Source organism: Cupriavidus phytorum, from assembly GCF_003254285.1.
In the GTDB taxonomy this organism is placed as follows: Bacteria; Pseudomonadota; Gammaproteobacteria; order Burkholderiales; family Burkholderiaceae; genus Cupriavidus; species Cupriavidus phytorum.
The window spans coordinates 95,413-114,967 of the sequence record NZ_QKZN01000004.1 but is presented as its reverse complement, the minus strand read 5'-3'; the positions used below and the strand labels follow the sequence as shown (position 1 = coordinate 114,967).

General features: G+C 61.6%; 17 protein-coding genes. 3 read left to right on the top strand and 14 right to left on the bottom strand.

The window, feature by feature from the left end; all coding sequences use genetic code 11:
• The first annotated feature begins 196 nt into the window (after positions 1 to 196).
• Positions 197 to 1,699, top strand: a complete 1,503-nt coding sequence (locus tag C7416_RS11810) for a methyl-accepting chemotaxis protein (RefSeq protein WP_111519140.1) — start codon at positions 197 to 199, stop codon at positions 1,697 to 1,699.
• Between the two features lie 15 nt (positions 1,700 to 1,714).
• Here the strand turns inward: C7416_RS11810 and C7416_RS11805 are convergent, their stop codons facing one another.
• Entirely contained in the window at positions 1,715 to 2,422 is a 708-nt protein-coding gene (locus tag C7416_RS11805) for a FadR/GntR family transcriptional regulator (RefSeq protein ID WP_111519139.1), read from the bottom strand.
• Between the two features lie 102 nt (positions 2,423 to 2,524).
• Positions 2,525 to 3,859, bottom strand: coding sequence for an MFS transporter (locus tag C7416_RS11800; RefSeq protein WP_062801755.1), 1,335 nt, complete (start codon positions 3,857 to 3,859; stop codon positions 2,525 to 2,527).
• Between the two features lie 303 nt (positions 3,860 to 4,162).
• On the opposite strand from C7416_RS11800, the gene C7416_RS11795 reads away from it, so the two are divergent.
• Complete coding sequence (locus C7416_RS11795; RefSeq protein WP_111519138.1) at positions 4,163 to 4,699, top strand: ureidoglycolate lyase; 537 nt, start codon at positions 4,163 to 4,165, stop codon at positions 4,697 to 4,699.
• Between the two features lie 39 nt (positions 4,700 to 4,738).
• On the opposite strand, the gene C7416_RS11790 is transcribed toward C7416_RS11795, so the two are convergent.
• Together C7416_RS11790 and C7416_RS11785 are read right to left on the bottom strand one after the other, a co-directional pair.
• Positions 4,739 to 5,260: a helix-turn-helix transcriptional regulator gene (locus C7416_RS11790; RefSeq protein WP_111519137.1), complete on the bottom strand. Its 522-nt coding sequence runs from the start codon at positions 5,258 to 5,260 to the stop codon at positions 4,739 to 4,741.
• A gap of 216 nt (positions 5,261 to 5,476) precedes the next feature.
• Positions 5,477 to 7,018: a methyl-accepting chemotaxis protein gene (locus C7416_RS11785; RefSeq protein ID WP_111519136.1), complete on the bottom strand. Its 1,542-nt coding sequence runs from the start codon at positions 7,016 to 7,018 to the stop codon at positions 5,477 to 5,479.
• 205 nt (positions 7,019 to 7,223) lie between these two features.
• Here C7416_RS11785 and C7416_RS11780 point away from each other — a divergent pair, with 205 nt between their 5' ends.
• Positions 7,224 to 7,727 (top strand): GNAT family N-acetyltransferase, encoded by a 504-nt coding sequence (locus C7416_RS11780; protein ID WP_111519135.1) that lies wholly within the window; start codon positions 7,224 to 7,226, stop codon positions 7,725 to 7,727.
• Between the two features lie 90 nt (positions 7,728 to 7,817).
• Here C7416_RS11780 and C7416_RS11775 read toward each other — a convergent pair whose 3' ends face one another.
• From C7416_RS11775 to C7416_RS11740, 10 genes are all read right to left on the bottom strand, one after another.
• Complete coding sequence (locus C7416_RS11775; RefSeq protein ID WP_111519134.1) at positions 7,818 to 8,621, bottom strand: enoyl-CoA hydratase/isomerase family protein; 804 nt, start codon at positions 8,619 to 8,621, stop codon at positions 7,818 to 7,820.
• Entirely contained in the window at positions 8,618 to 9,862 is a 1,245-nt protein-coding gene (locus tag C7416_RS11770) for a CaiB/BaiF CoA transferase family protein (RefSeq protein ID WP_111519505.1), read from the bottom strand. The genes C7416_RS11775 and C7416_RS11770 overlap by 4 nt, the downstream gene beginning before the upstream one ends.
• 59 nt (positions 9,863 to 9,921) lie before the next feature.
• On the bottom strand, positions 9,922 to 10,887 hold the full coding sequence (locus C7416_RS11765) for a Bug family tripartite tricarboxylate transporter substrate binding protein (RefSeq protein ID WP_111519133.1): 966 nt from the start codon (positions 10,885 to 10,887) through the stop codon (positions 9,922 to 9,924).
• Positions 10,888 to 10,947: 60 nt separating this feature from the next.
• Positions 10,948 to 11,886 (bottom strand): LysR family transcriptional regulator, encoded by a 939-nt coding sequence (locus C7416_RS11760; protein WP_111519132.1) that lies wholly within the window; start codon positions 11,884 to 11,886, stop codon positions 10,948 to 10,950.
• Positions 11,887 to 12,238: 352 nt separating this feature from the next.
• On the bottom strand, positions 12,239 to 13,411 hold the full coding sequence (locus C7416_RS11755; RefSeq protein ID WP_181461221.1) for an MFS transporter: 1,173 nt from the start codon (positions 13,409 to 13,411) through the stop codon (positions 12,239 to 12,241).
• A 10-nt stretch (positions 13,412 to 13,421) separates the two neighbouring features.
• Entirely contained in the window at positions 13,422 to 14,423 is a 1,002-nt protein-coding gene (locus C7416_RS28925; protein ID WP_146604269.1) for a hypothetical protein, read from the bottom strand.
• A gap of 56 nt (positions 14,424 to 14,479) precedes the next feature.
• The gene (locus C7416_RS28920; RefSeq protein WP_146604268.1) at positions 14,480 to 14,761 is read right to left on the bottom strand and encodes a hypothetical protein; all 282 of its coding nucleotides are present in this window, start codon (positions 14,759 to 14,761) and stop codon (positions 14,480 to 14,482) included.
• A complete protein-coding gene (locus tag C7416_RS11750; protein WP_181461220.1) occupies positions 14,745 to 15,959 on the bottom strand; it encodes a citrate/2-methylcitrate synthase in 1,215 nt (404 codons plus the stop codon). The genes C7416_RS28920 and C7416_RS11750 overlap by 17 nt, the downstream gene beginning before the upstream one ends.
• A gap of 56 nt (positions 15,960 to 16,015) precedes the next feature.
• Positions 16,016 to 17,473, bottom strand: a complete 1,458-nt coding sequence (locus C7416_RS11745) for a nucleotidyltransferase domain-containing protein (protein ID WP_181461219.1) — start codon at positions 17,471 to 17,473, stop codon at positions 16,016 to 16,018.
• A gap of 66 nt (positions 17,474 to 17,539) precedes the next feature.
• Entirely contained in the window at positions 17,540 to 19,189 is a 1,650-nt protein-coding gene (locus C7416_RS11740; protein WP_111519128.1) for a thiamine pyrophosphate-binding protein, read from the bottom strand.
• Between the last annotated feature and the right edge of the window lie 366 nt (positions 19,190 to 19,555).

Here is a 19,555-nt window from a genome sequence, read left to right as displayed (position 1 = left end):
AGCCGCTTGCTGCGCCCTCGAACATCACTCAATTGCAGCAATTTCCTGCCCGGTGTTGCGCGGCGGCGGCATGCCGCGCCGCGCGCCATGGGCGTCGATATAATCCGCCGCGCAATACCGAAAACAAGAACATTAAAACAATAGATCTCATGCGGACGGGGTGCAGCGTCTTCTCGAACCACGCTGCGGGGTAAACATGACCAGCGCTGACCACGCCCTGTCCGGACGCCTGTCCGCGACCATCCCTGCCCGCCGTGTCGCGGGCCCTTCCGTTGCCGCGCCGGCCGCGCCGCACATGCCGTTGCTGCAAGGCGTGCACCGCCGCGCCGACCGCCTGATGACGGCGCTGCTGTGGCTGCTCTGCCTGTTGTCGCTGGTGGTCGGCAATCACTATGGATCCACCGGCCTGACGCTGACGCTTGGCGTGCCGATCGCATTGATCGGCACGCTGATGGCGATCGCCCTGCCGGCACGCCTGGCTACGCGGCTGGCGATGGCGGTGCTGATGATGGTCTTTGTGGCGCTGCTGATCCACCAGGCGCACGGGCAGGTGGAATTCCATTTTTTGGTGTTCGTGTCGCTGTCGATGCTGCTGGCCTATCGCGACTTCCGCGTGATCCTGCTGGCGGCGCTGGTGATCGCGCTGCATCACCTGAGCTTCAACTTTTTCCAGCAATGGGGCTGGAACACCATCTGCTTCACCGATCCCAGCTTCAACATGGTGCTGTTCCATGCGGCCTTTGTCATCGCGCAGACCGCCGTGCTTTGCGTAATCGCGTGGCGGCTGGAGCGCGACGCCCATTCCGCGGATGAACTGAGCGCGCTGGCAGCCGGCATCGGCCGCGAACCCGGCTACCTGACGCTGGCCGGCGACGGCACCGAGCCCGACAGCGACTTTGCCCGCGCCTTCCGCAAGACTCTGGACACCGTGCGCCAGACCCTGCTGCAGGTACGCGACACCGCCGGCACCGTCGCCAGCGCCGCGGGCGAGATCCTCGACACCAGCGCCAGCGTCGCGCGCCGCACCGATGAACAGGCCCGCATCGTGGCCCGGACCATGCACGATGTGCAGGCGTTGACCCAGTCCGCGCGCGCCAGCGCGGACCAGGCCCGCGGCGCCTGCGAGCTGGCCGGTGCCTCCAGCGCCGTGGTGGCGCGCGGCAGCGGCGAGATCCTGTCGGTGATCCAGACCATGGGCGAGATCGACGAGGCGTGCGGGCGCATCACCGAGATCATCGGCGTGATCGACAGCATTGCCTTCCAGACCAACATCCTCGCGCTCAACGCCGCGGTCGAAGCCGCGCGCGCCGGCGAGCACGGCAAGGGCTTCGCCGTGGTGGCCGGCGAGGTGCGGCAACTGGCGCACCGCTGCGGCGCCGCCGCGCGGGAGATCCGCGGCCTGATCAACACCTCGGTCGAGCGCGCCCACGCCGGCACCGAGCTGGTGGGCCATACCGGCGAAACCATGAACGAGGTGGTGGCCAGCATCGGCAAGCTCGCCGCGCTGGTACAGGAACTGGCGACGCTGGGCGACCACCAGCGCAGCGGCATCGAGGGCATGGCGCAACGCGTGGCCGAGATCCAGGCGGCATTCGAGGAGAACGCCGAACTGGTGGCCGGCGCGGCAGAGGCGGCGCGGGCACAGCGGGCGCAGACCGAAGGGTTGAACCGGGCGGTGGGGGTGTTCAGGCTGGACTGAGGTCAGGCCCGACGCTTACTCGTCCTTTTCGTCGCCGGTGGGGAAATGCACGCCGGCCCGGCGTGCCGCCAACATGATGTGACGCTCCATCGCACGCTGGGCCTGTTCCGGCTGGCGCGCGGCAAGCGCCTCGATGATGGCGCTGTGCTCGAGGAAGGTGGCGTTGCGCGCGCCGCGCCGGTAGTACGGCAGGCGCTGGCTCTCGCGCATCACCTCGGCGCTTTCGCGCAGGATCTCGCGGATGACCTGGTTGCCGGACACCGTGACGATCAGCGTGTGGAACTCATAGTCCAGCTGCGAGGCCTCGTCGTAGGCATCGGCCTCGATCGCCCGCTGCATGGTGGCCGCGTTCTGGCGCAGCTGCTCGATCTCGCCGGCGGAGATGGCCAGCGCGGCCAGCCGCGCGGTCAGGCCTTCCAGCGCAAAGCGCAGCTGGTAGATATCGATCAGCGAATGCGTGGCGGCAAAGCGCCACGGCGGCGTGGCCGCGGCGCTGTCGCCGGCGGCGGTCACATAGACGCCCTTGCCCGGGCGCGACACCACCACGCCCATGCCCTGCAGCGTGGAGATCGCCTCGCGCAATGACGCGCGACTGATGCCGACCTTCGCCGCCAGTTCCCGCTGTGCCGGCAGCAGCGTGCCCGCGGGGAACGTGCCGTCGCGCACCCATTGCTGGATAAGGCTGACGGCCTGGTTGGCGACGGAGGCGGAGGATCCTGTCATACGTGCGGGGTTGACCAGTAAGGGTGACGCGTAAGGAACGGCAAAGGGGCACAGGGCCGGTTGCCGCAAATTCTAGCCGACAAACCCGCCCGCCCCGCCCCCTTACTTGTTGACCAGTTTGGCCGGCACCGAGTAAGTCAGCAACGCGCCGCACAGCAGCACCGCCGCCAGCACGAACATCGCGGCATCGGTGCTCTGGGTGGCATCCTTGATCAGCCCGATCATGTACGGGCTGATAAAGCCGGCGAGGTTGGCGAACGAGTTGATCAGCGCAATGCCCGCCGCGGCGCCCACTCCCGACAGGATCGCGGTGGGCAGGCTCCAGAACAGCGGCGACGTAGCCAGGCTGCCGCCGGCTGCGAGAGCCAGCGCGGCGAGCGACAGCGCGGTGTTGTGGCTGAACACGGCGCTCAGCACCAGGCCCGTGGCCGCGCAGCAGAACGGCACGATCAGGTGCCAGCGGCGTTCGCGCATGCGGTCCGAACTGCGGCTGACCAGGATCATCGAACACACCGCCACGCCGAACGGGATCGCGGTCAGCAAGCCCACGTCCAGCACGCTTTTTACACCGGTCTGCTTGATCAGCGTGGGCAGCCAGAAGGTCAGCCCGTACTGGCCCATCACCGTGCAGAAGCAGATCATCGTCATTTTCAGCACGCGCGGGTCGGTCACCACATTGCGCAGCGACATGTGCGCGCTCTTGTGCGCGTTCTCCGCGGCGATATTACGCTCCAGCAGCGCCTTTTCGTCCGCCGTCAGCCAGCGCGCGGACTGGATGTTGTTGTCCAGGTACCAGAGCACGGCCACGCCCACCAGCAGCGACGGCACCGCCTCGATCACGAACATCCATTGCCAGCCACGCAGGCCGTTGACGCCGTGCATGGCTTCCATGACCCAACCCGACAGCGGCCCGCCGAAGATGCCCGAGATCGGGATCGCGGCCATGAACAACGCCACCATGCGCGCGCGCCGGTGCGACGGGAACCAGTAGGTCAGGTACAGGATCATGCCGGGATAGAAGCCGGCCTCGGCCGCGCCCAGCAGGAAACGCAGCACGTAGAACTGCGTGCTGGTCTGCACGAACATCATCGCCGCGGAGATCAGGCTCCACAGGATCATGATGCGCGAGATCGTGGCCTTGGCGCCGATGCGGTGCATCAGCAGGTTGCTGGGCACCTCGAAGAAGAAATAGCCGATAAAGAACAGGCCCGCGCCAAGGCCATACACCGCCTCGCTGAACTGCAGGTCGGCCAGCATGTTCAGCTTGGCAAAGCCCACGTTGACCCGGTCCAGGTAGGCCACCACATAGCACAGCATCAGGAAGGGCAGCAGCCGCCAGGCCACCTTGCGGTACACCGCGTCCTCCCTGGCCTGGGCGTGCGGTTGCGGCACGGCCAGGCCATCCGGCCCGGCATGCGCGGTTTCAGTGGGAATCATGGAAGTCTCCTTGGTTGTTCGAGTCATCGACGCCATCCGGTCGCGGTCGGCTCATCGTCATACCGGTCTGACCAGTAGATGCCGAATGGTAGGGAGGCACCTTGCCGGTGTCAAGGCGATGCGATGTGGGGGAAAGTCCGGATACGCGCGCAATCAGCGCAACGACGGCCGCTGATCCGCTTGTGCTCCGCCGTGACTTGCTGCAGAATCCGGCTCAACTGGTCTGACCAGTCAAGCCATTCACGGCGTCGCTAGCGCGGCGGTCAGCCGCTTGCCGCTATTCCCAGATCCGGAGACTTATTGATGGAAACCACGCTTGCGCACATGGCAGACGCCCGCATGCGCCTGCACCCGCAGCCGCTGACCGCAGCCGCCTTTGCGCCCTTCGGCGACGTCATCGAGACCCGCCCTGCAGGCGATCCCGGCGCCTTTCCGATCAACGGGGGCATGGTCACGCGCCACCATGACCTGGCCGCGGTCGAACTCGGCGGCGGCCGTGCGCTGATCAACCTGTTCGAGGCCAGCCCCTACGCCTTGCCGATGGAAATCGCCATGCTGGAGCGCCATCCGCTCGGGAGCCAGGCGTTCATCCCGCTTTCGGAGCGCCCTTTCCTGGTCGTGGTTGCGCCGCCCGGCGACACGCTGGACGTCGGGTCAGTGCGGGCGTTCATCACCAACGGCAGGCAAGGCGTCAATTACCGCGCCGGTGTCTGGCATCACATGCTGCTGGCCCTGGACGCACCCTCATGCTTCGCGGTGGTGGACCGCGGCGGCGATGGAAACAACTGTGAAGAGCGCTGGCTGGCGCAGCCGCTGCGGCTTGAACTGCCAGACGCCTGACAACGCCAAGGCATGGCGCGGAATCTGCGCCGCGCTGCCTCAGGCCACCAGCTTGCGCAGCCGTCGCTCCATCGCCGGGACGATGTTTCCGGCGCTCCTGGCGAGATTGACTTGCATCGCGGCCGCAGCGACGTCCCTGAGCGAGGGCTCGATCTCGTAACCGTTGCCGCTCATCCACAAGAGCACTTCCCACAGATGCCAGAGGGAACTTGCGCCTTCGTGCACCGGCGGGGGAAAGGAAGCCGGATGGCCGAGCATCAGCTTGCGCATGTTCTGGCGCGACATGCCGAGGATGTCGGCAATGTCCGTCAGGCCAACCAGGTCCGGTGCCGCTTCGATCAGCGTGGCGGACGGCATGGCGCGCCTGGCATCGGTGAGCGCGCTGACGATGGCGTCGGCCGCTGATTCCGCTTCCCGGTCGAACGCCAGCGCAATCCGGCCCGCCACGCCGGTGCCCACGGTTGCATCGTCGCATCCGGCTTCGTAGAGTCGTTCGACCAGCGTGTCGGGATCGCTGTCATCCGCCGACAACTGGTATCTCAAGGTGAACGCGTATTCCATGGCGGTGGATTTTCCGTCAGCTCGACCGGCATCACGACGTCGTACCGATGCAGGCAGTGGGCTATGCAGACCGCCAAGACTAGCCCCAACAGCGAAGGTTGTCAAATGACAACCTAGCTATGACGCGTCCGCGTCTAGGAAGACGCCGAGATTTCCGCGTGCACATCAACGACGGACCTCGAACCCGAAGTAGCGGACGGGCATCGCCCCCTTCGCTTACGCTACCGCCACCCCACCTAACCTGAACACCGCCACCGCCTCGCGCAACGCGCGCGCCTGCTCCGCCATCGACTGCGTCGCCGCCGAAGCCTGCTCGACCAGCGCCGCGTTCTGCTGCGTGACCTCGTCGAGCTGGCCGACCGCCTGATTGACCTGCTCGATGCCGTGGCGCTGCTCGCCCGACGCCGCCGCGATCTCATTGACGATGCGCGAGACCTGCGCCATCGCCGCCGTCATTTCTTCGATCGTGCCGCCGGCGTTGCCGACCAGCGCGTGGCCGGCCGCGACGCGCTCGACCGCCACGTCGATCAGCGCCTTGATCTCGCGCGACGCCACCGCGCTGCGCTGCGCGAGCGTGCGCACCTCGTTGGCCACAACGGCAAAGCCGCGCCCCTGCTCGCCGGCACGCGCGGCCTCGACGGCGGCGTTCAGTGCCAGCAGGTTGGTCTGAAAAGCGATGCCTTCGATCACGCCGACGATATCGCCCACCTTGGCCGAGCGCTCGGCGATCTCCTGCATGGTGGTGACGACATTGCCCATCACATCGGCGCTGCGCCCCGCGATATCGCGAGCCAGCGCCGTGTGCCGGGACACCTGTTCGATGTTCTCGGCGTTGGCGCGCACGGTCAGCGTCAGTTCATCCATGCTCGCGGCGGTTTCCTCCAGCGAAGCCGCCTGCTGCTCGGTGCGCGCCGACAGGTCGAAGTTGCCGTTGGCGATCTGCGCGCTGGCCGCCGCCACGCCTTCGGCATTGCGTCGCACCAGCCCCACGACATCGGACAGGCTGTGCTGCATGTCGTGCAGCGCCTGCATCAGCGCGGCGATCTCGTCCTTGCCGCGCGTATCGATCTGCGTCGACAGGTCGCCCCTGGCAACGGTCTGGGCCACGTTCAGCGCACGGGACAGCGGGCGCGTCAGCGCGCGGCTGAACAGCATCGCGCCGGCCAGCCCGCAGACGAACGCGGCGAACATCAACGCATAGCTCAGCGTGGCGGCACGGCTTGCCGTGGCTGCGGTCTGCGCGGACACGGCCGCGGCGTCCGCCGCGATCAGCCGCGCGGCTTCCTGCAGCAACCGCGCCGGCTCGCGGTCGACGCCGGCCACGACGCGGTCACCTGCGGCTGGATCGAACTCCGCCGCCTTGAACGCCTCGAAGCCGCTCCGATAGCCCTCGCCCATCGCGGCGTGCGCGCTGGCGAACTGTGAGACCAGCTCCTTCGATTTGCCCTCGGGCAGCCGCCTGGCCAGCACCGCGCCACGCTCACGGATCGCCGCTTCGCGCGCGCCGAAGGCGGCCCAGTGCTTGTCCAGCCGCGCCGCATCGCTGCCGCGCAGGATCGTGTTCTTCCACTCCTGGATCTGCTCCTTGAAATCGACCAGCATCGCCGTGACCAGGCGTTCTTCCTCGACACGTTCCAACACGACATGGTTGTAATCGTCGAGCGAGCGGTTCAGGGTGCTCAGGCCGTACAGCGCGCCGGCGAACATGACGATTAGCGCCGCCGCGAAGGCAAGCGGGAGTTTGACTGCGATCTTCATTACGGATTTCCGATGGGCATGGGGACGCCCCAGCGCAGGAGCTGGTATGGCATGGCTCTTATCGGCAGGGAGATCTGTAAGTTGAGTCAGGAGTCGGAGTACAGGCTCGTATCCGCGCATCCGGTACCGCAAGTAGGAGAACCAGGAGGCGTACACTGCGGGATAACAGGGCCACAACGGACCGACCCAGCCAGCCTCCTTGCCTATGTCCGCCCCTCTGATCCACTCCGACCGCCTGACCCTGTCGCCCTTCCGCGGAAACGACGCAGCCGAGGCGTGGCCCTGCATTACCCCGACGCTTGCCCGCTACATGGAATGGGATCCCGCCCCGTCGCCCGAGGCGTTTCGCGACGTCTGGCAAGCATGGCTGCCGGCCATGGAAGACGGAACGGAATTCATCTTCACGATCCGTCGGACCAGCGACGGTTGTTTCCTCGGCCTGGCCGGGCTGCATCATGCCGATACGCCCGCGCCGGAGTTCGGCATCTGGATTCGCGAAGACGCCCATGGGCACGGCTACGGCAAGGAAGCGGTGCTGGCCGTGGCGGCGTGGGCGACGGCCACCTTGCGGCCGGCGCGCTTTGTGTATCCGGCCGCGGAGCAGAACTGGAAGAGCCGCCGGATTGCGGAAGCGATGGGCGGCGTAGTGGTAGACCGGCAGCCGGCACGGAAGTTTGTGCGGGTGGTTTATTCCGTGCCGGTGAGGTAGCTGGACGGCTGAACGGCACCAGCGACCGATGCCCGCCGACCAGCGAATCCGCCCGACGCCTTTATCTATAGCGTCGGGCGAACCGAAGATTCAACGCCCTTTCCACACCGGCGGACGCTTGCCAACGAACGCTTCCACCCCTTCCCGGAAGTCGTCGCTGCCATAGCACTGCCGCACCAGATCGTCGGTATCCGCCACCGCTGCAACGGTCTGGCGGCGCAACGACTCCTTGATGACCGCCTGCGTCACCGGCGCCAGTGCGCCGAGCCGCTCGCACAGCGCGGCCACTTCGGCGTCCAGCGCCTCCGGCGCATGCACGCCCTCGAGAAAGCCGCAGGCCAGCGCCGCATCGGCATCGAGAATCTGCGCCAGCAACAGCATGCGTCGCACCGGCTGCAGCCCCCATGCCGCGCGCAGCTTGGCCAGGTTCTGCGCGGAAAGCGTATTGCCGAGCGTCTTTGCGATCGGCACGCCGAAGCGGGCCTTGGGCGTTGCAAGCCGGAAGTCGCACGCGGTGGCGATGGCCAGCCCACCGCCCACCGCCCAGCCTTCGATCACCGCCACGGTAGGCATCGGCAGCTGTTCGACCAGCGCGATGCCCTCGTCGATGCGTGCCTCGTACGCGACCCCGTCATCGCCGCCCGAGAACTGCTGGAACTGCGCGATGTCGGTCCCCGCGACAAAGGCCTCGCCGCCCGCGCCGCGCAGCACCACCACGCGCGCGCCGGCGGTGCCTTCCGCGGCAAGCGTGCGGCAGTGCCCGGCCAGTTGGCCGTACATAGCCCATGTCATCGCATTGCGCGCGGCCGGGCGGTCGAAGGTCAGCGTCGCGACCTGGCCCTGTCGCGTCAGCGTGACCCGCCCTTCGCCGGGCGCCTGCTGCGGGGCGCTCATGCGCCGAACGCGCCGGCCGCGGCCAGCGACTGCTGTTCGTCCTCCGACATGCCCAGCTCCGCGAGAATCTCCGTTGTGTGCTGGCCCAGCAGTGGCGGGGGGCGCCGCACCTGCTGCGGTGTGCCGCCCATCTTCACCGCGAAGCCGATATTGGGCACCTTGCCTTCGATCGGATGATCGATCTCGATGCGCATCTGGCGGTGCTTGCCGTGCTCGCTGTCGAACGCCTGCGGATAGGTCAGGATCGGCCCGGCCGGGATGCCGACCTCCAGCAGTTGCTCGATCCAGTAGTCGGCACTGTGCTTGCCGAAGCTCTCTTCCAGCGCGCCGATCAGCGCCTGCCGGTTGGCCAGGCGCAGCGCGACGGTGGCAAAGCGCTCGTCCGCCAGCAGGTCGGGCCGGTCCAGCGTCTTGCACAGCAGCTGCCACAGCTTCTGGTTGGTCGCGCCCATCACGAAGTAGCCATCGGCCGCCTTCATCGCCTGGTACGGCGCGCTCATGCGGTTGGCGGTGCCGAGCGGCTCGGGCTCGCGCCCGGTGCCCCAGTATTCGCAGGTGTCCCACACCGAGAACGCCAGCGCCGAATCGAACAGCGACGCATCGACATACTGCCCCCTGCCGGTCTCCTTGGCGCCGATATAGGCGGACAGCATGCCGTAGGTGGCAAACAGCGCGCAGCCGATATCGGCCACCGGCACGCCCGCCTTCACCGGCGCACCGCCAGGGTAGCCCGTCACGCTCATCACGCCCGACATCGCCTGCGCCATCAGGTCGAAACCCGGCCGCGTCGCCCACGGCCCGCTCTGGCCGAAGCCCGAGATGCTGCAGTAGACCAGCTTCGGGTTGATATGGCTGAGCGTCTCGTAGTCGATGCCCAGGCGCTTCATCACGCCGGGGCGATAGTTCTCGACCAGGATATCGGCGGTTTCCGCCAGCCGGTACAGTACCTCGCGGCCGGATTCGGTCTTCAGGTCCAGCGTGACGCTGCGCTTGTTGCGGTTCATGTTGAGGAAGCCCATGCTGTCCGGGCCCTTCATCTTGAACCCCATCGAGCCGCGGGTCTGGTCGCCGCCGTCCGGCGGCTCGATCTTGATCACGTCGGCGCCCAGGTCGGCCAGCAACATGCAGGCGTAAGGCCCGGCCATGACCTGGCTGACATCGAGCACGCGCACGCCGGCAAGCGGCAGGCGCGCAGCGTTGGCGTGGGTTGTGTCGGCGCTTGCGTCGCGGGAATCCATCATCGGGTGCATCCTGGGAAATTGGTTCGTGCTGCGTGCATCGGTGCGTCGGCGGTCACCCATCAGCTCTCCGCCTTCACGCCGGCGTCCTTGATCACCTTGGCCCACTTGGTCGATTCCGCGGTGATGTAGGCGGCGAACTGCTGGTTCGACCCGCCCGAGTCCTCGGCGCCGAAGCTCTTCAGCCGCTCGGCCACGTCCGGCATGGCCAGCACGCGGTTGACGTCTTCGTTCATGCGCTGCGCCAGCGCCGGCGGCATCCCCTTCGGGCCCACCAGCCCGTACCACGACGCCGCGTCCAGGCCCGGGAAGCCCGATTCCGCCAGCGTCGGCACGTTTGGATGGCTCGACGCGCGCTTCAGGCGCGTCTGCGCGATCGCGATCACCTTGCCCTGCTGCACGAACGGCGTCGCCGCGGTCATGGTGTCGAAGGCGTAGTCGATCTGCCCGCCCATCAGGTCCGCCACCAGCGGGCCCGAGCCCTTGTACGGCACGTGCACCACGTCGATCTTCGCCTGCATCCGGAACAGTTCCAGCGCCAGGTGCTGCGCCGAGCCGATGCCCGACGAACCGAACGAAATCTTGCCCGGGTTCTTGCGGCACAGCGCCACGATGTCCGAAACCGTGCGCACCTTCTGTTCCGGACGGCAGGTCAGCATATTGGGCGTGACCCCGACCATCGAGATCGGCGTGAAGTCCGCGCGCGGGTCGTACTTGACGTCCAGCAGCGCCGGCGCGATCGCATGGCTGTTGACATGCGCCATCAGCAGCGTGGTGCCGTCAGGCGGCTGCTTGGCCACATAGGCCGCGGCAATCGCGCCGGTGGCGCCGGGCTTGTTCTCCACCACCACGCTGGTGTTCCACATCACGCCCAGCTTCTGCCCGATCACCCGCGCCAGCACATCCGTGCCGCCGCCGGGGGCAAAGCCCACCACGATACGAACCGGCCCCGCCACATTGGCCGCGCGCACCAGACCGGGCACCGCCAGCCCGGCCGCGGCCGCCAGAAGAAATTGCCTGCGCTGCATTGCCTGTCTCCTCTATCGTTATGGAGCCATCTTGCGCAATGCACCCGCCCAGGGCTATCGCTATTTTCGGGATTCAGGTTTCGCGTTTTGCGCAAGCACCTGCAGCACGCTCAGCGCCGCCGACGACAGCACCCCATGAGGCCGATGGCACAGCACAAAATGCCGTGCCGCCCACTCCCCCGCGATCGGCAACCGCACGAAGCGGCTCCCCCCCGCCACCTCGCGCGCGATCGCCTCCGGCATCACCCCGCCGCCCAGGTTCTGCGCCACCAGCGCCGCGATACTGTCGAACCCGCTCACCCGCATGCGCATCCGCAACACTCGCCCCGCATCCTCCGCCAGCCGCTCCAGCCCCACGGAAATCGCCGAACTTTCGCCCAGCACGATCAGGTCGCAGTCCAGCACGTCCTCCGTCGTCACCTTCCTGCGCTTCGCCAGCGCATGGCCGCGCGCCACCACCAGCACCAGCCGGTCGCTCCGGTACGGCGCCGTCGGCAGATCGACCACGCCGAGGCTGCCTTCATAGATACCGATATCGACGGTGCCACGGCGCAACGACTGCTGGACTTCCTGGCTGTTCATTTCCTGCAGATCGATCCGGACACCGGGGCATTCCGTGGCGCAGCGCTGGATGTCGAACGGGAGGAACTGGATGACGGCAGACTTGGGGGCAGCCACTCGCACCACGCCGAGATCGCCGCCGACGAAGGACGCGGCGTCGTCCTGCATGCGCTGCACCGTATGGGTGATGCCGCGGGCGTGGGCCAGCAGCGCGCGGCCGGCTTCGGTACAGGCCATGCCGTGGGGCAGGCGCTCGAACAGGGAGACGCCGAGTTGGGATTCGAGTTCGAGGATGCGGCGGGAGGCGGCGGCCGGGGCCAGGTGGACGCGTTCGGCGCCGCGGGTGATGCTGCCCTGGTCTGCGACGGCGATGAAGAGCTGGATCGTCGTGAGGTCGAAATGCAGCCGGGGTTGGCGCGTGTGGGCGGGGGACGTCACGGTGGTCTGCGCGCGGGGTCGGCGTCGTTGGGTCGAGCTACGGAAGGAAGTTGGAGAAACTGCCACGAACAATAGCTGCGCGTGCTCGCCGATTTTCCGCTCAATATCGAGCCCCGGCAATTGCGGGTTTCCCGTGTCCAGACAAGGGCCACCAACAATTACCGCAGCGTCCGCAACGCCTGCCTCCGGATCTTCCAGACCGCATTACGCGGCAGACCACGGAGGAATTCAACGCCGTTCCCCCGCTTGTATCCGGTGAGCCGTTTTCGGCAAGCGACCAGAATATCCGCCTCCGTCACCGGCGTCCCCGGGCTTGCATACTACGACGTCACGGGTATCTTGCCCCCACCTATCAAGGGAGGCTTTGCCTTACTTTGGCCAAGGCAAGAAAAGTAAAACACCCCACCAACATCACGGCATCAAGGAGGATTGGGGCTTCCGGCGAAAAAAATTCCGACAAGAAGGGAGTGATCGCTTGTCCGGCGGCCTGGCATAGAAAAGTGCTGGACCCCAGCATGCCATAGACGAACGGGATCTGTTCCAGTGAATAGCTGTCAGTCAGCAAGCGGTGAAAGCTCGTGAAATAAATAGAGACCCCCAGCCCACCCACTGCGAAACCAAGGCCAAGCAACAGCGACCAATGCTGTGTGAATAGTGCTGCCAAGGGTTGCGCGCACAGTAAGGTCAAGGCCAGGGCCAATCTGTGTCGGATAGAAAGCCTCGACGTCCAAGGCCTGGCGAGAAATAAGGCCAATCCTCCGGCCGCTGCCATCGTAAACGAATAGCCCAGCTGCTCGGGCGAGAGCCGATGTGCTGCAACTGCATAGATTGGCCAGCCCGCCAGCCACAGTCCCAGGCAGAAGAACTGCACGTGGTGAACGAACAAGATGCTTGTTTGCTGCCGAAGGGCGTGAATCTGATCCGAGAACTTCGTTAAGCTTCGTTCCTTGCGGCTAGACTCGGCTCGGGTCGAATCCTGCCGATGACTCGAAACCAGAAGGCATAACGAATAAAGTAGCGCCGGAAAGACAAAGGCAGCGTGGATACCGAAGTGAGCCACGAGCACGCCGCCGATGGCGGGTCCAATCAACCGGCCGGTGTTCTGTGATAACACATAGCTTTCATTGACAGCGTCGAAACCGGGAAGGCCAGCCATCCGGTTCAGCAACGTTCGCCAGGATACAACGAACAGTGACAAGCCCACTCCTTCCACAAAGCGTGCCGATATCACCAGAATTGCATGGTCGCAGTAGGCCATCACAATGCTACTGACGAGAGAACATCCCAGGCCGGTCAGGTAGTAGCGACCCGCGTTGCCCGGGCTTATGAACAGTCCGGCGCAAGGCTGAAATAACGTTCGCCCGAGGGCGGCTCCCGCAAGAAACATTCCTGCCTCAAAGGCAGACAGGCGCAGGTTCGCAGCCAGGAGTGGAAAAAAACCGGTAGCGGCAGTTGATGCAGTCCAGAACAGTGCACCTTGTAGGAAAACTAAGATAGCGGCGCTACTTGATTGGCTTCGTGTCACCTCATGTTCCTTACCGCCTGACAGGTAGACGCGTTCGCATAGCTCGACATATCTGTGTCAGCAACGCTATCGAATCGGCATGACTGGCGAGCGGAGATCTGGCGTCGCCGCCCTCCAAGAAGTCCAGCAACTGGTCACAGCGCGCGAAGCCATTCAAGCTAGCTCCAACCGGCAAACGAGGTTCCAATCCTGATAAGCCGGTTCTATCGATCCGCTGGACCGCTACTCCTTCCGCCACCAGCGGATTGCAGGCAATTGAAATCTCGAAGGCCTCTGGCTCGTCACTGCCTAGAAGTTTCCGAAACGAGTCCGAAGCTATCCGGATCGAGCAAAGATTGCCAAGATGGACGTGAACAGTCTCTTGCCGGATCCTGCCTGTGCCCGGACGCTCACTTCGAACATTGCGCGCTGAAACTGACGTTTCCAGCAACTGCAGATCAAAATTCATCCTGTAGCGACCTTTATACTCGTATCTTCCGAGTACGGAGACGTCCAATTCACCACAGCCTGGCGGAATAACATTATCCTCGCAATCTTCGGAGATTCCAAAGCGTTGAAGCAATTTCCTTTCGATCACGTGATTCAGATCAACGTGCCTGACTACAGCCAAATCTAGCGCTGGATCCGCCATATTCATTTCATGTATGAACGTATTCAATCGAGCGAACCGGGCCAGCAGGTCAATATAATGGTAGCCAGAATGGAATAACACTCCATATCCATACTTGAATGGATGATTCTCCAGATCAGACAGTTCATATGGCAGAATCCATTTCCCACCAGCAAAGTGAATGCTGACGTGCGTGATAGGAACGCAGAATTTCTCCATAAACCTCTTCATAAATTTTTCAACGTAAAGATATCCTGCCTGCATGCGTCGCTCACAGCTAATGACAAAGCGCACTCCGGCATTCCGCTTCGCCTTGAGCAACTGTAAAAATTCCCTTTGCAATAGATCAATGGAACGATCGCCTGTCAGTGGAGTTATTGGCTTGTCCATAAATACGTTCATACCTCTCTCCAAAGACCAAAAAGCATAAGAGAGGTGTGCTTTCGGCTCAGTACAGATCAATGCAGCATCAGTTGCGGCATGCCATTCAACCGCGAACGAATGATGTCCAAACTGGGGAAATTGCGATGAACCTCGTCTAGAAAGATGAAGGTTTCCGGCGCCAGACCTTTTGCCGACATCGCCTGAATAACGACTTCCCTTCTATCGGCGAGGTCAACAACGGCGGCTATTTCAACGTCCGAACGCTGTTTGACCAGGACATCGCTGTAACGGTCAATGAAATGTGGGCCACACCCGATGACCACCAGCCGCCGTACCCGCTTATGTTCTCGCAGCACCGTGCAGCTCCTGTGGACGAAGGATTGGAGCTTTGCTATCCAGACTGTCGTAATAGTGAGCCAACCACCCAACGGATCGACTAAAGCAAAGCAACATCGTGTTCATTTCCGAGGGAAAGCCAATTCGCCGTAGCAGGATGCCGTTGAACAGATCAGGATTGGGACATAGCCCGCGGTCCATGAAGTAGCGTCGGCTACCAACCTCTCGATCGAACGTCTCACAGATCTTTAAGTAAGGTAGAATCGACGAGAACTTATCCCGCTCATTTATCAATAATTGCCTCATATACGCTGCACGAGGATCTGGCTTCTTATAGATGCGATGACCAAAACCCATTAGCCTGCGACGGCTCGCCAGACAATCATCGATAAAACCTGAGACGTCCAGCGAATCGCGAACAATCCGGTCATACATCATCCCAACGTCCTCGCTAGCACCTCCATGCAACGGTCCTTTGAACGCGCAAATGCCGGCGACGACGGCAACGAAAGGATCGGCAGCGGTGCTTGCCACTGCCCGAACAACCGCAGTGGAACAATTCAGACCATGCTCTGAATGAAGAATCAGGAATTTGTTGATCAGCGCTACGGCGAACAGCTCCGGTGTGCCGGAGAAAGCTGCGTGCATGACTCGCTCGATAAAGCTCTTATCTCTAACCTGCAGTTGATCACGGATACCGGTAGCATCGCTTCCGCCTCTGGCATATACGGCGATGGATACTCCGATCACTGCAAGTAGAAAGGCAGCAACATCGATGCGCCAAGTATCATCCTTCTGTTGTGGCTTCCCCTGCGCCAGTGCAGTGAGAATCGACAGGGCAAGAAAGTCCGTGGCTGCAGACCCGCGGACCATCGGCGCCAGTATCGGCGGCAGATCGCATAGCCGCTCCATATGACTATCCACCTGACGTTTGAAGTCCAGTATGGCAACCGGATCCGAGTGGCCGGTCAATAGCAAATGAGCCACCTCCAGAAAATCTGCATGATCTGCTAGCTCAGTCACGTCATACCCCCGGTATTCCAGCCGGGGAATGGATGCATCAATTCGACCGATGCCGCTGCGACAGATAGCGGTTTGTACCAAGCCTTCGTCGAGTATTCGTAGATTGGCATGACGCCGCTGCGGCTTCAAGACCAGTCGGCCATCGTCTGATTCGACGTCAAAATAATCCGTCAACTTATTACTCAACGCTTCCATCTTCATCACCTTTGCACTATTGAAATGACAGGAAGAAACAAACAAACGTCGATAATTCAGGTGAGGTATCGCCGCGCTTTCTCCTCAACTTCGGCAGCGAAGTCATTCAATTTGCACCATCCCTGCTCCAGGCTATCGCGCCGCCCAGCTAATAACTGGGCACGAAGAGACGTCTCTTCTTCATTTAGCCTGGACGCATGATTGAGCAGAGCACTCGCTTGCTTGTCCGCGGAAAAATATGCAACAACATCAGCTCTATTTTTCGGATAACTTCCACTCTCTAGCTGCTGTAAAGGGCGGAGGCAGCCATGATCCCCCAACTTGGTCATCAGCCCAAGCATGTAATATGCTCGATGACCATAGGAGGCAGCTACCAGATACCCCCGCGCCATCTGACGAATTGTGTAGGCATTGTTCACGATGCCGCAGGCACTGTCCGTTGAAGTGCTTTCTTGTGCAAAGCAAAGCGGCCCTGCGATATGCATAGTGCCCTTGAGCAAACCATACCGGCGGAAGCGGGGATAATTTGTGATATTGCTGGCGCTATAAACGGAAATAGTGAGTTTATTAAAGCTCTGCTGTATATGGCGAACACGCTCCAACAGTTCTGCATCAACAGATTCGAATATCGCCATGGTGTCGATATCGGAGTCTGGCCTCCTGTCACCGCGAGCGGCACTTCCATGCAGATAAAATGAGAGCAGACGGTTGCCGAACGTGTCTCTTAAAGCCATCACTATGGGATCCGTCATAGCACGAATCTCTTCGGACGGCACTTCCGGTGCTTTTGCAAATAGAGCTTGCGTTTTAGGGTAGCGGGAGGCCAGGTGTGCGGAATAGCATTCTATAATTCCACTCAGACGCGCCGCTGCCGCCCGAAATTTTTTAACACTTCGCAATAAAATGCATTCGATTGGCCGCCAATCCTCATTGGCATGTGTTAGCCAAGTGATGTCGTCGTCATTCAAACCGGCCACCGCTTGAACCCCATACTCGTTTTTTTCAAGCAAGCCCAGGAGCTTGCATATCGCCATCTCCGTGTAGCGCATTGCCCAGCCCAACTGCCGCACGCCCCAAGTATGCGTCTCCGCCGGCAGGTTGCGCAGATAATAGAGACGGGCGATATGGGCCGCGCCAAAGATCGCCTGACGTATGGCCTCCAGCACGTCTGAATTTGTGCCCTGTAGTATCCGATCTACGCAATCGGTATGATGGATCCATGGACAGGCACGAAACTGCCACGCGCCGTGTGCGGGATAGCGAGCGAGTTCTCGTTCGGTCAGATAGTTCAATACAAGTTCCGGAAACTCAGCCTGTAAATAGCGCGCACGAGGCGCTGCTTTGATGCCCTCCTCCTCATTGATAATCAGATAATAGTGACCCGCGGCTCGTGAAGAGTAATCGGGCTGCCTCAAGTAGGAGTCTGTTTCCGCAATGCCGCCCAAGTTCCCACTGAACACATCTTGAGCGCAATCACGAAGATACTGAACTCTTGCATCAAAATTGTTTTTCATGATCACCGAAATGAATCGCATATGGAAAATAATATTGAAACGACATCCACCAACGTTTTATGATCTTTACGCCACGTGACGCAAAAGTTCATAGTCGTATTTGACTTCCATTTCAATCAAGTGTGGACGAGCGGATTCAAAGGCACGCTCTAAGACCAAGGGTAGTTCAGCAATATCCTTCACCTTGGTGGCCTCGACACCATTCGCTTCTGCGAGAAGCGTAAAATCGACATGACTGAACGCCGTCAGGTTGCGATCCGGCTCTGACTGGTCGAGCTTTTGGTAATACCTGATTAGGCCGAACGCCGAATCGGACAGGACCAGCACAATAAGTGGAATAGAATAGCGAGCCAGCGTCTCGAGGTCCTGACTGGTAGAATGGAAGCCACCGTCTCCACAGATGGTGAGAACTCGTTCCTCCGGGTGGCATATTTTTGCCGCCATGCCGGCAGGTAAGCCAAAGCCGAAACTACCGCACACGTTTGAACAGAGAAAGCGATTCGACTGGTAGGTTTTTGCCAGGAGTCCCGCGTATTGCTTGTGCAGGCCGACGTCGCTACACATTATTCCGCTGCGACCTAGACTATCGCAAACTGCCGCTATGATGCGCGAGATGTCAGTCAGCTCTGCTGGAAGCGATGCAGGTCGCCGCTGATCGAAGCAGTGTTTTAGCTGCTTGTGCGATTCCATCCATACTTGTTTCGGTAACGGGTAATTGTTTAAATAGTCCAGGCTGTCAGCGAGCGCCCCCAGGCATTTATTATCCGGCTGGAATACATCTCCCATCGGAACATCGAAGCTATTTATTTCAATGGTTGGCTTGTTTCCACCCCACAATGATGGCTTCAGGTCTTCGCCAAAGTCATAGCCAATCAAGATCATTAGGTCGACTTGATCGAATAGCTTTTGCAGCACCGGCTCCCGATATACACCGTCCAGATATTTATTGGCGGCTGTCAAGAACAGGGGATGATCGTCAGCCAACGCGCCCTTGGCTGCTAGTGAGCAGATAACGGGAGCGTTGATTTTTTCAGCAAATCGGCGAACTCTCTCTTCGATGCCTTCGCGGATCACCTGATTTCCGAGAACAATCATGGGGTGTGACGCCGCCGCAATTTGGCCAGCGACACGCGCAACGTCACTGCGGGACGGCGCTTTCGCCTTTCTCCGGATGGGGATCTTCAGCTCGTGCAGAATGGCGAAAGCGGTGTCGTCGGGGACGTGCTCTTTCATCAGATCGACCGGAATGCTGATGTACGCCGGCCCCGGTAGCTCTTCTTTACTGCATTGCAATGCGCTTGGCAGACGTGTCGTCAAATCCTTCACGGACTCTAACTGCAGACTGCTTTTGGTGATGCCCGACATTAGCCGCACATTGTCAATACACTGATGGGTAAGGTTGAACCTGACCTGTGAGCGCGGGATCTGTGCCGAACAAACAATCATGGGCGAGCGATCCAACATGCCCGAGCATGCACCAGTGGCAACGTTCGTCAATCCCGGACCAAAGGTAGCCCAGCACATATGTGGCTCGCTAGTCAGTCTGCCGGCCACATCCGCCATCACGCCTGCGACAAATTCATGCCTGGTCAAGTAAAAATCAATGCCAAAGGATTTGTCGAACCGCATTGCCTCGGCTTCGCCACCAATAATTCCAAAGCACTTCGTCACGCCCAATTTGTGCATGGCTCTTAAAAATAGCTCGTCGAATCGCATTTCACCTCCCAATAGATGAACTCAAGCGGACAAGACGGTGGCGGAATTCCACTTCGCAGGGCTTCAATCACAATCGATATACAAACAGGCTTATCGACTCGGTTTGAATCCTAGAGGATTGACGCACTTTTTAGCAGACGAATTTGTATTGCAGCGACCGGAAATTTCAATATCTGCGTTGGTTGCTGCGAATGCCTCGGACACCGCTGATCTGCATCAAAGTTGATGCGGCCTAGCGGGGTAGGAATAGTCTGGCAGGTACTACACTCCACACCAGAGTTGCCAGGACGTACAGGATATTGGCGTTAGGAATAGTCTGAATTAACTCGGACGCGAGAGCATTGAGCCTCATTCCTGGGGCGCTAT

Excerpts from the sequence above, each read along its gene's own strand:
- C7416_RS11775 (WP_111519134.1), bottom strand. The coding sequence starts at position 8,621 with ATGAGCGCCCCGCAGCAGGCGCCCGGCGAAGGGCGGGTCACGCTGACG.
- C7416_RS11795 (WP_111519138.1), top strand. The coding sequence starts at position 4,163 with ATGGAAACCACGCTTGCGCACATGGCAGACGCCCGCATGCGCCTGCAC.
- C7416_RS28925 (WP_146604269.1), bottom strand. The coding sequence starts at position 14,423 with ATGAACGTATTTATGGACAAGCCAATAACTCCACTGACAGGCGATCGT.
- C7416_RS11790 (WP_111519137.1), bottom strand. The coding sequence starts at position 5,260 with ATGGAATACGCGTTCACCTTGAGATACCAGTTGTCGGCGGATGACAGC.
- C7416_RS11805 (WP_111519139.1), bottom strand. The coding sequence starts at position 2,422 with ATGACAGGATCCTCCGCCTCCGTCGCCAACCAGGCCGTCAGCCTTATC.
- C7416_RS11765 (WP_111519133.1), bottom strand. The coding sequence starts at position 10,887 with ATGCAGCGCAGGCAATTTCTTCTGGCGGCCGCGGCCGGGCTGGCGGTG.
- C7416_RS11785 (WP_111519136.1), bottom strand. The coding sequence starts at position 7,018 with ATGAAGATCGCAGTCAAACTCCCGCTTGCCTTCGCGGCGGCGCTAATC.
- C7416_RS11740 (WP_111519128.1), bottom strand. The coding sequence starts at position 19,189 with ATGCGATTCGACGAGCTATTTTTAAGAGCCATGCACAAATTGGGCGTG.
- C7416_RS11745 (WP_181461219.1), bottom strand. The coding sequence starts at position 17,473 with ATGAAAAACAATTTTGATGCAAGAGTTCAGTATCTTCGTGATTGCGCT.
- C7416_RS11800 (WP_062801755.1), bottom strand. The coding sequence starts at position 3,859 with ATGATTCCCACTGAAACCGCGCATGCCGGGCCGGATGGCCTGGCCGTG.
- C7416_RS11750 (WP_181461220.1), bottom strand. The coding sequence starts at position 15,959 with ATGGAAGCGTTGAGTAATAAGTTGACGGATTATTTTGACGTCGAATCA.
- C7416_RS11810 (WP_111519140.1), top strand. The coding sequence starts at position 197 with ATGACCAGCGCTGACCACGCCCTGTCCGGACGCCTGTCCGCGACCATC.
- C7416_RS11770 (WP_111519505.1), bottom strand. The coding sequence starts at position 9,862 with ATGATGGATTCCCGCGACGCAAGCGCCGACACAACCCACGCCAACGCT.
- C7416_RS11780 (WP_111519135.1), top strand. The coding sequence starts at position 7,224 with ATGTCCGCCCCTCTGATCCACTCCGACCGCCTGACCCTGTCGCCCTTC.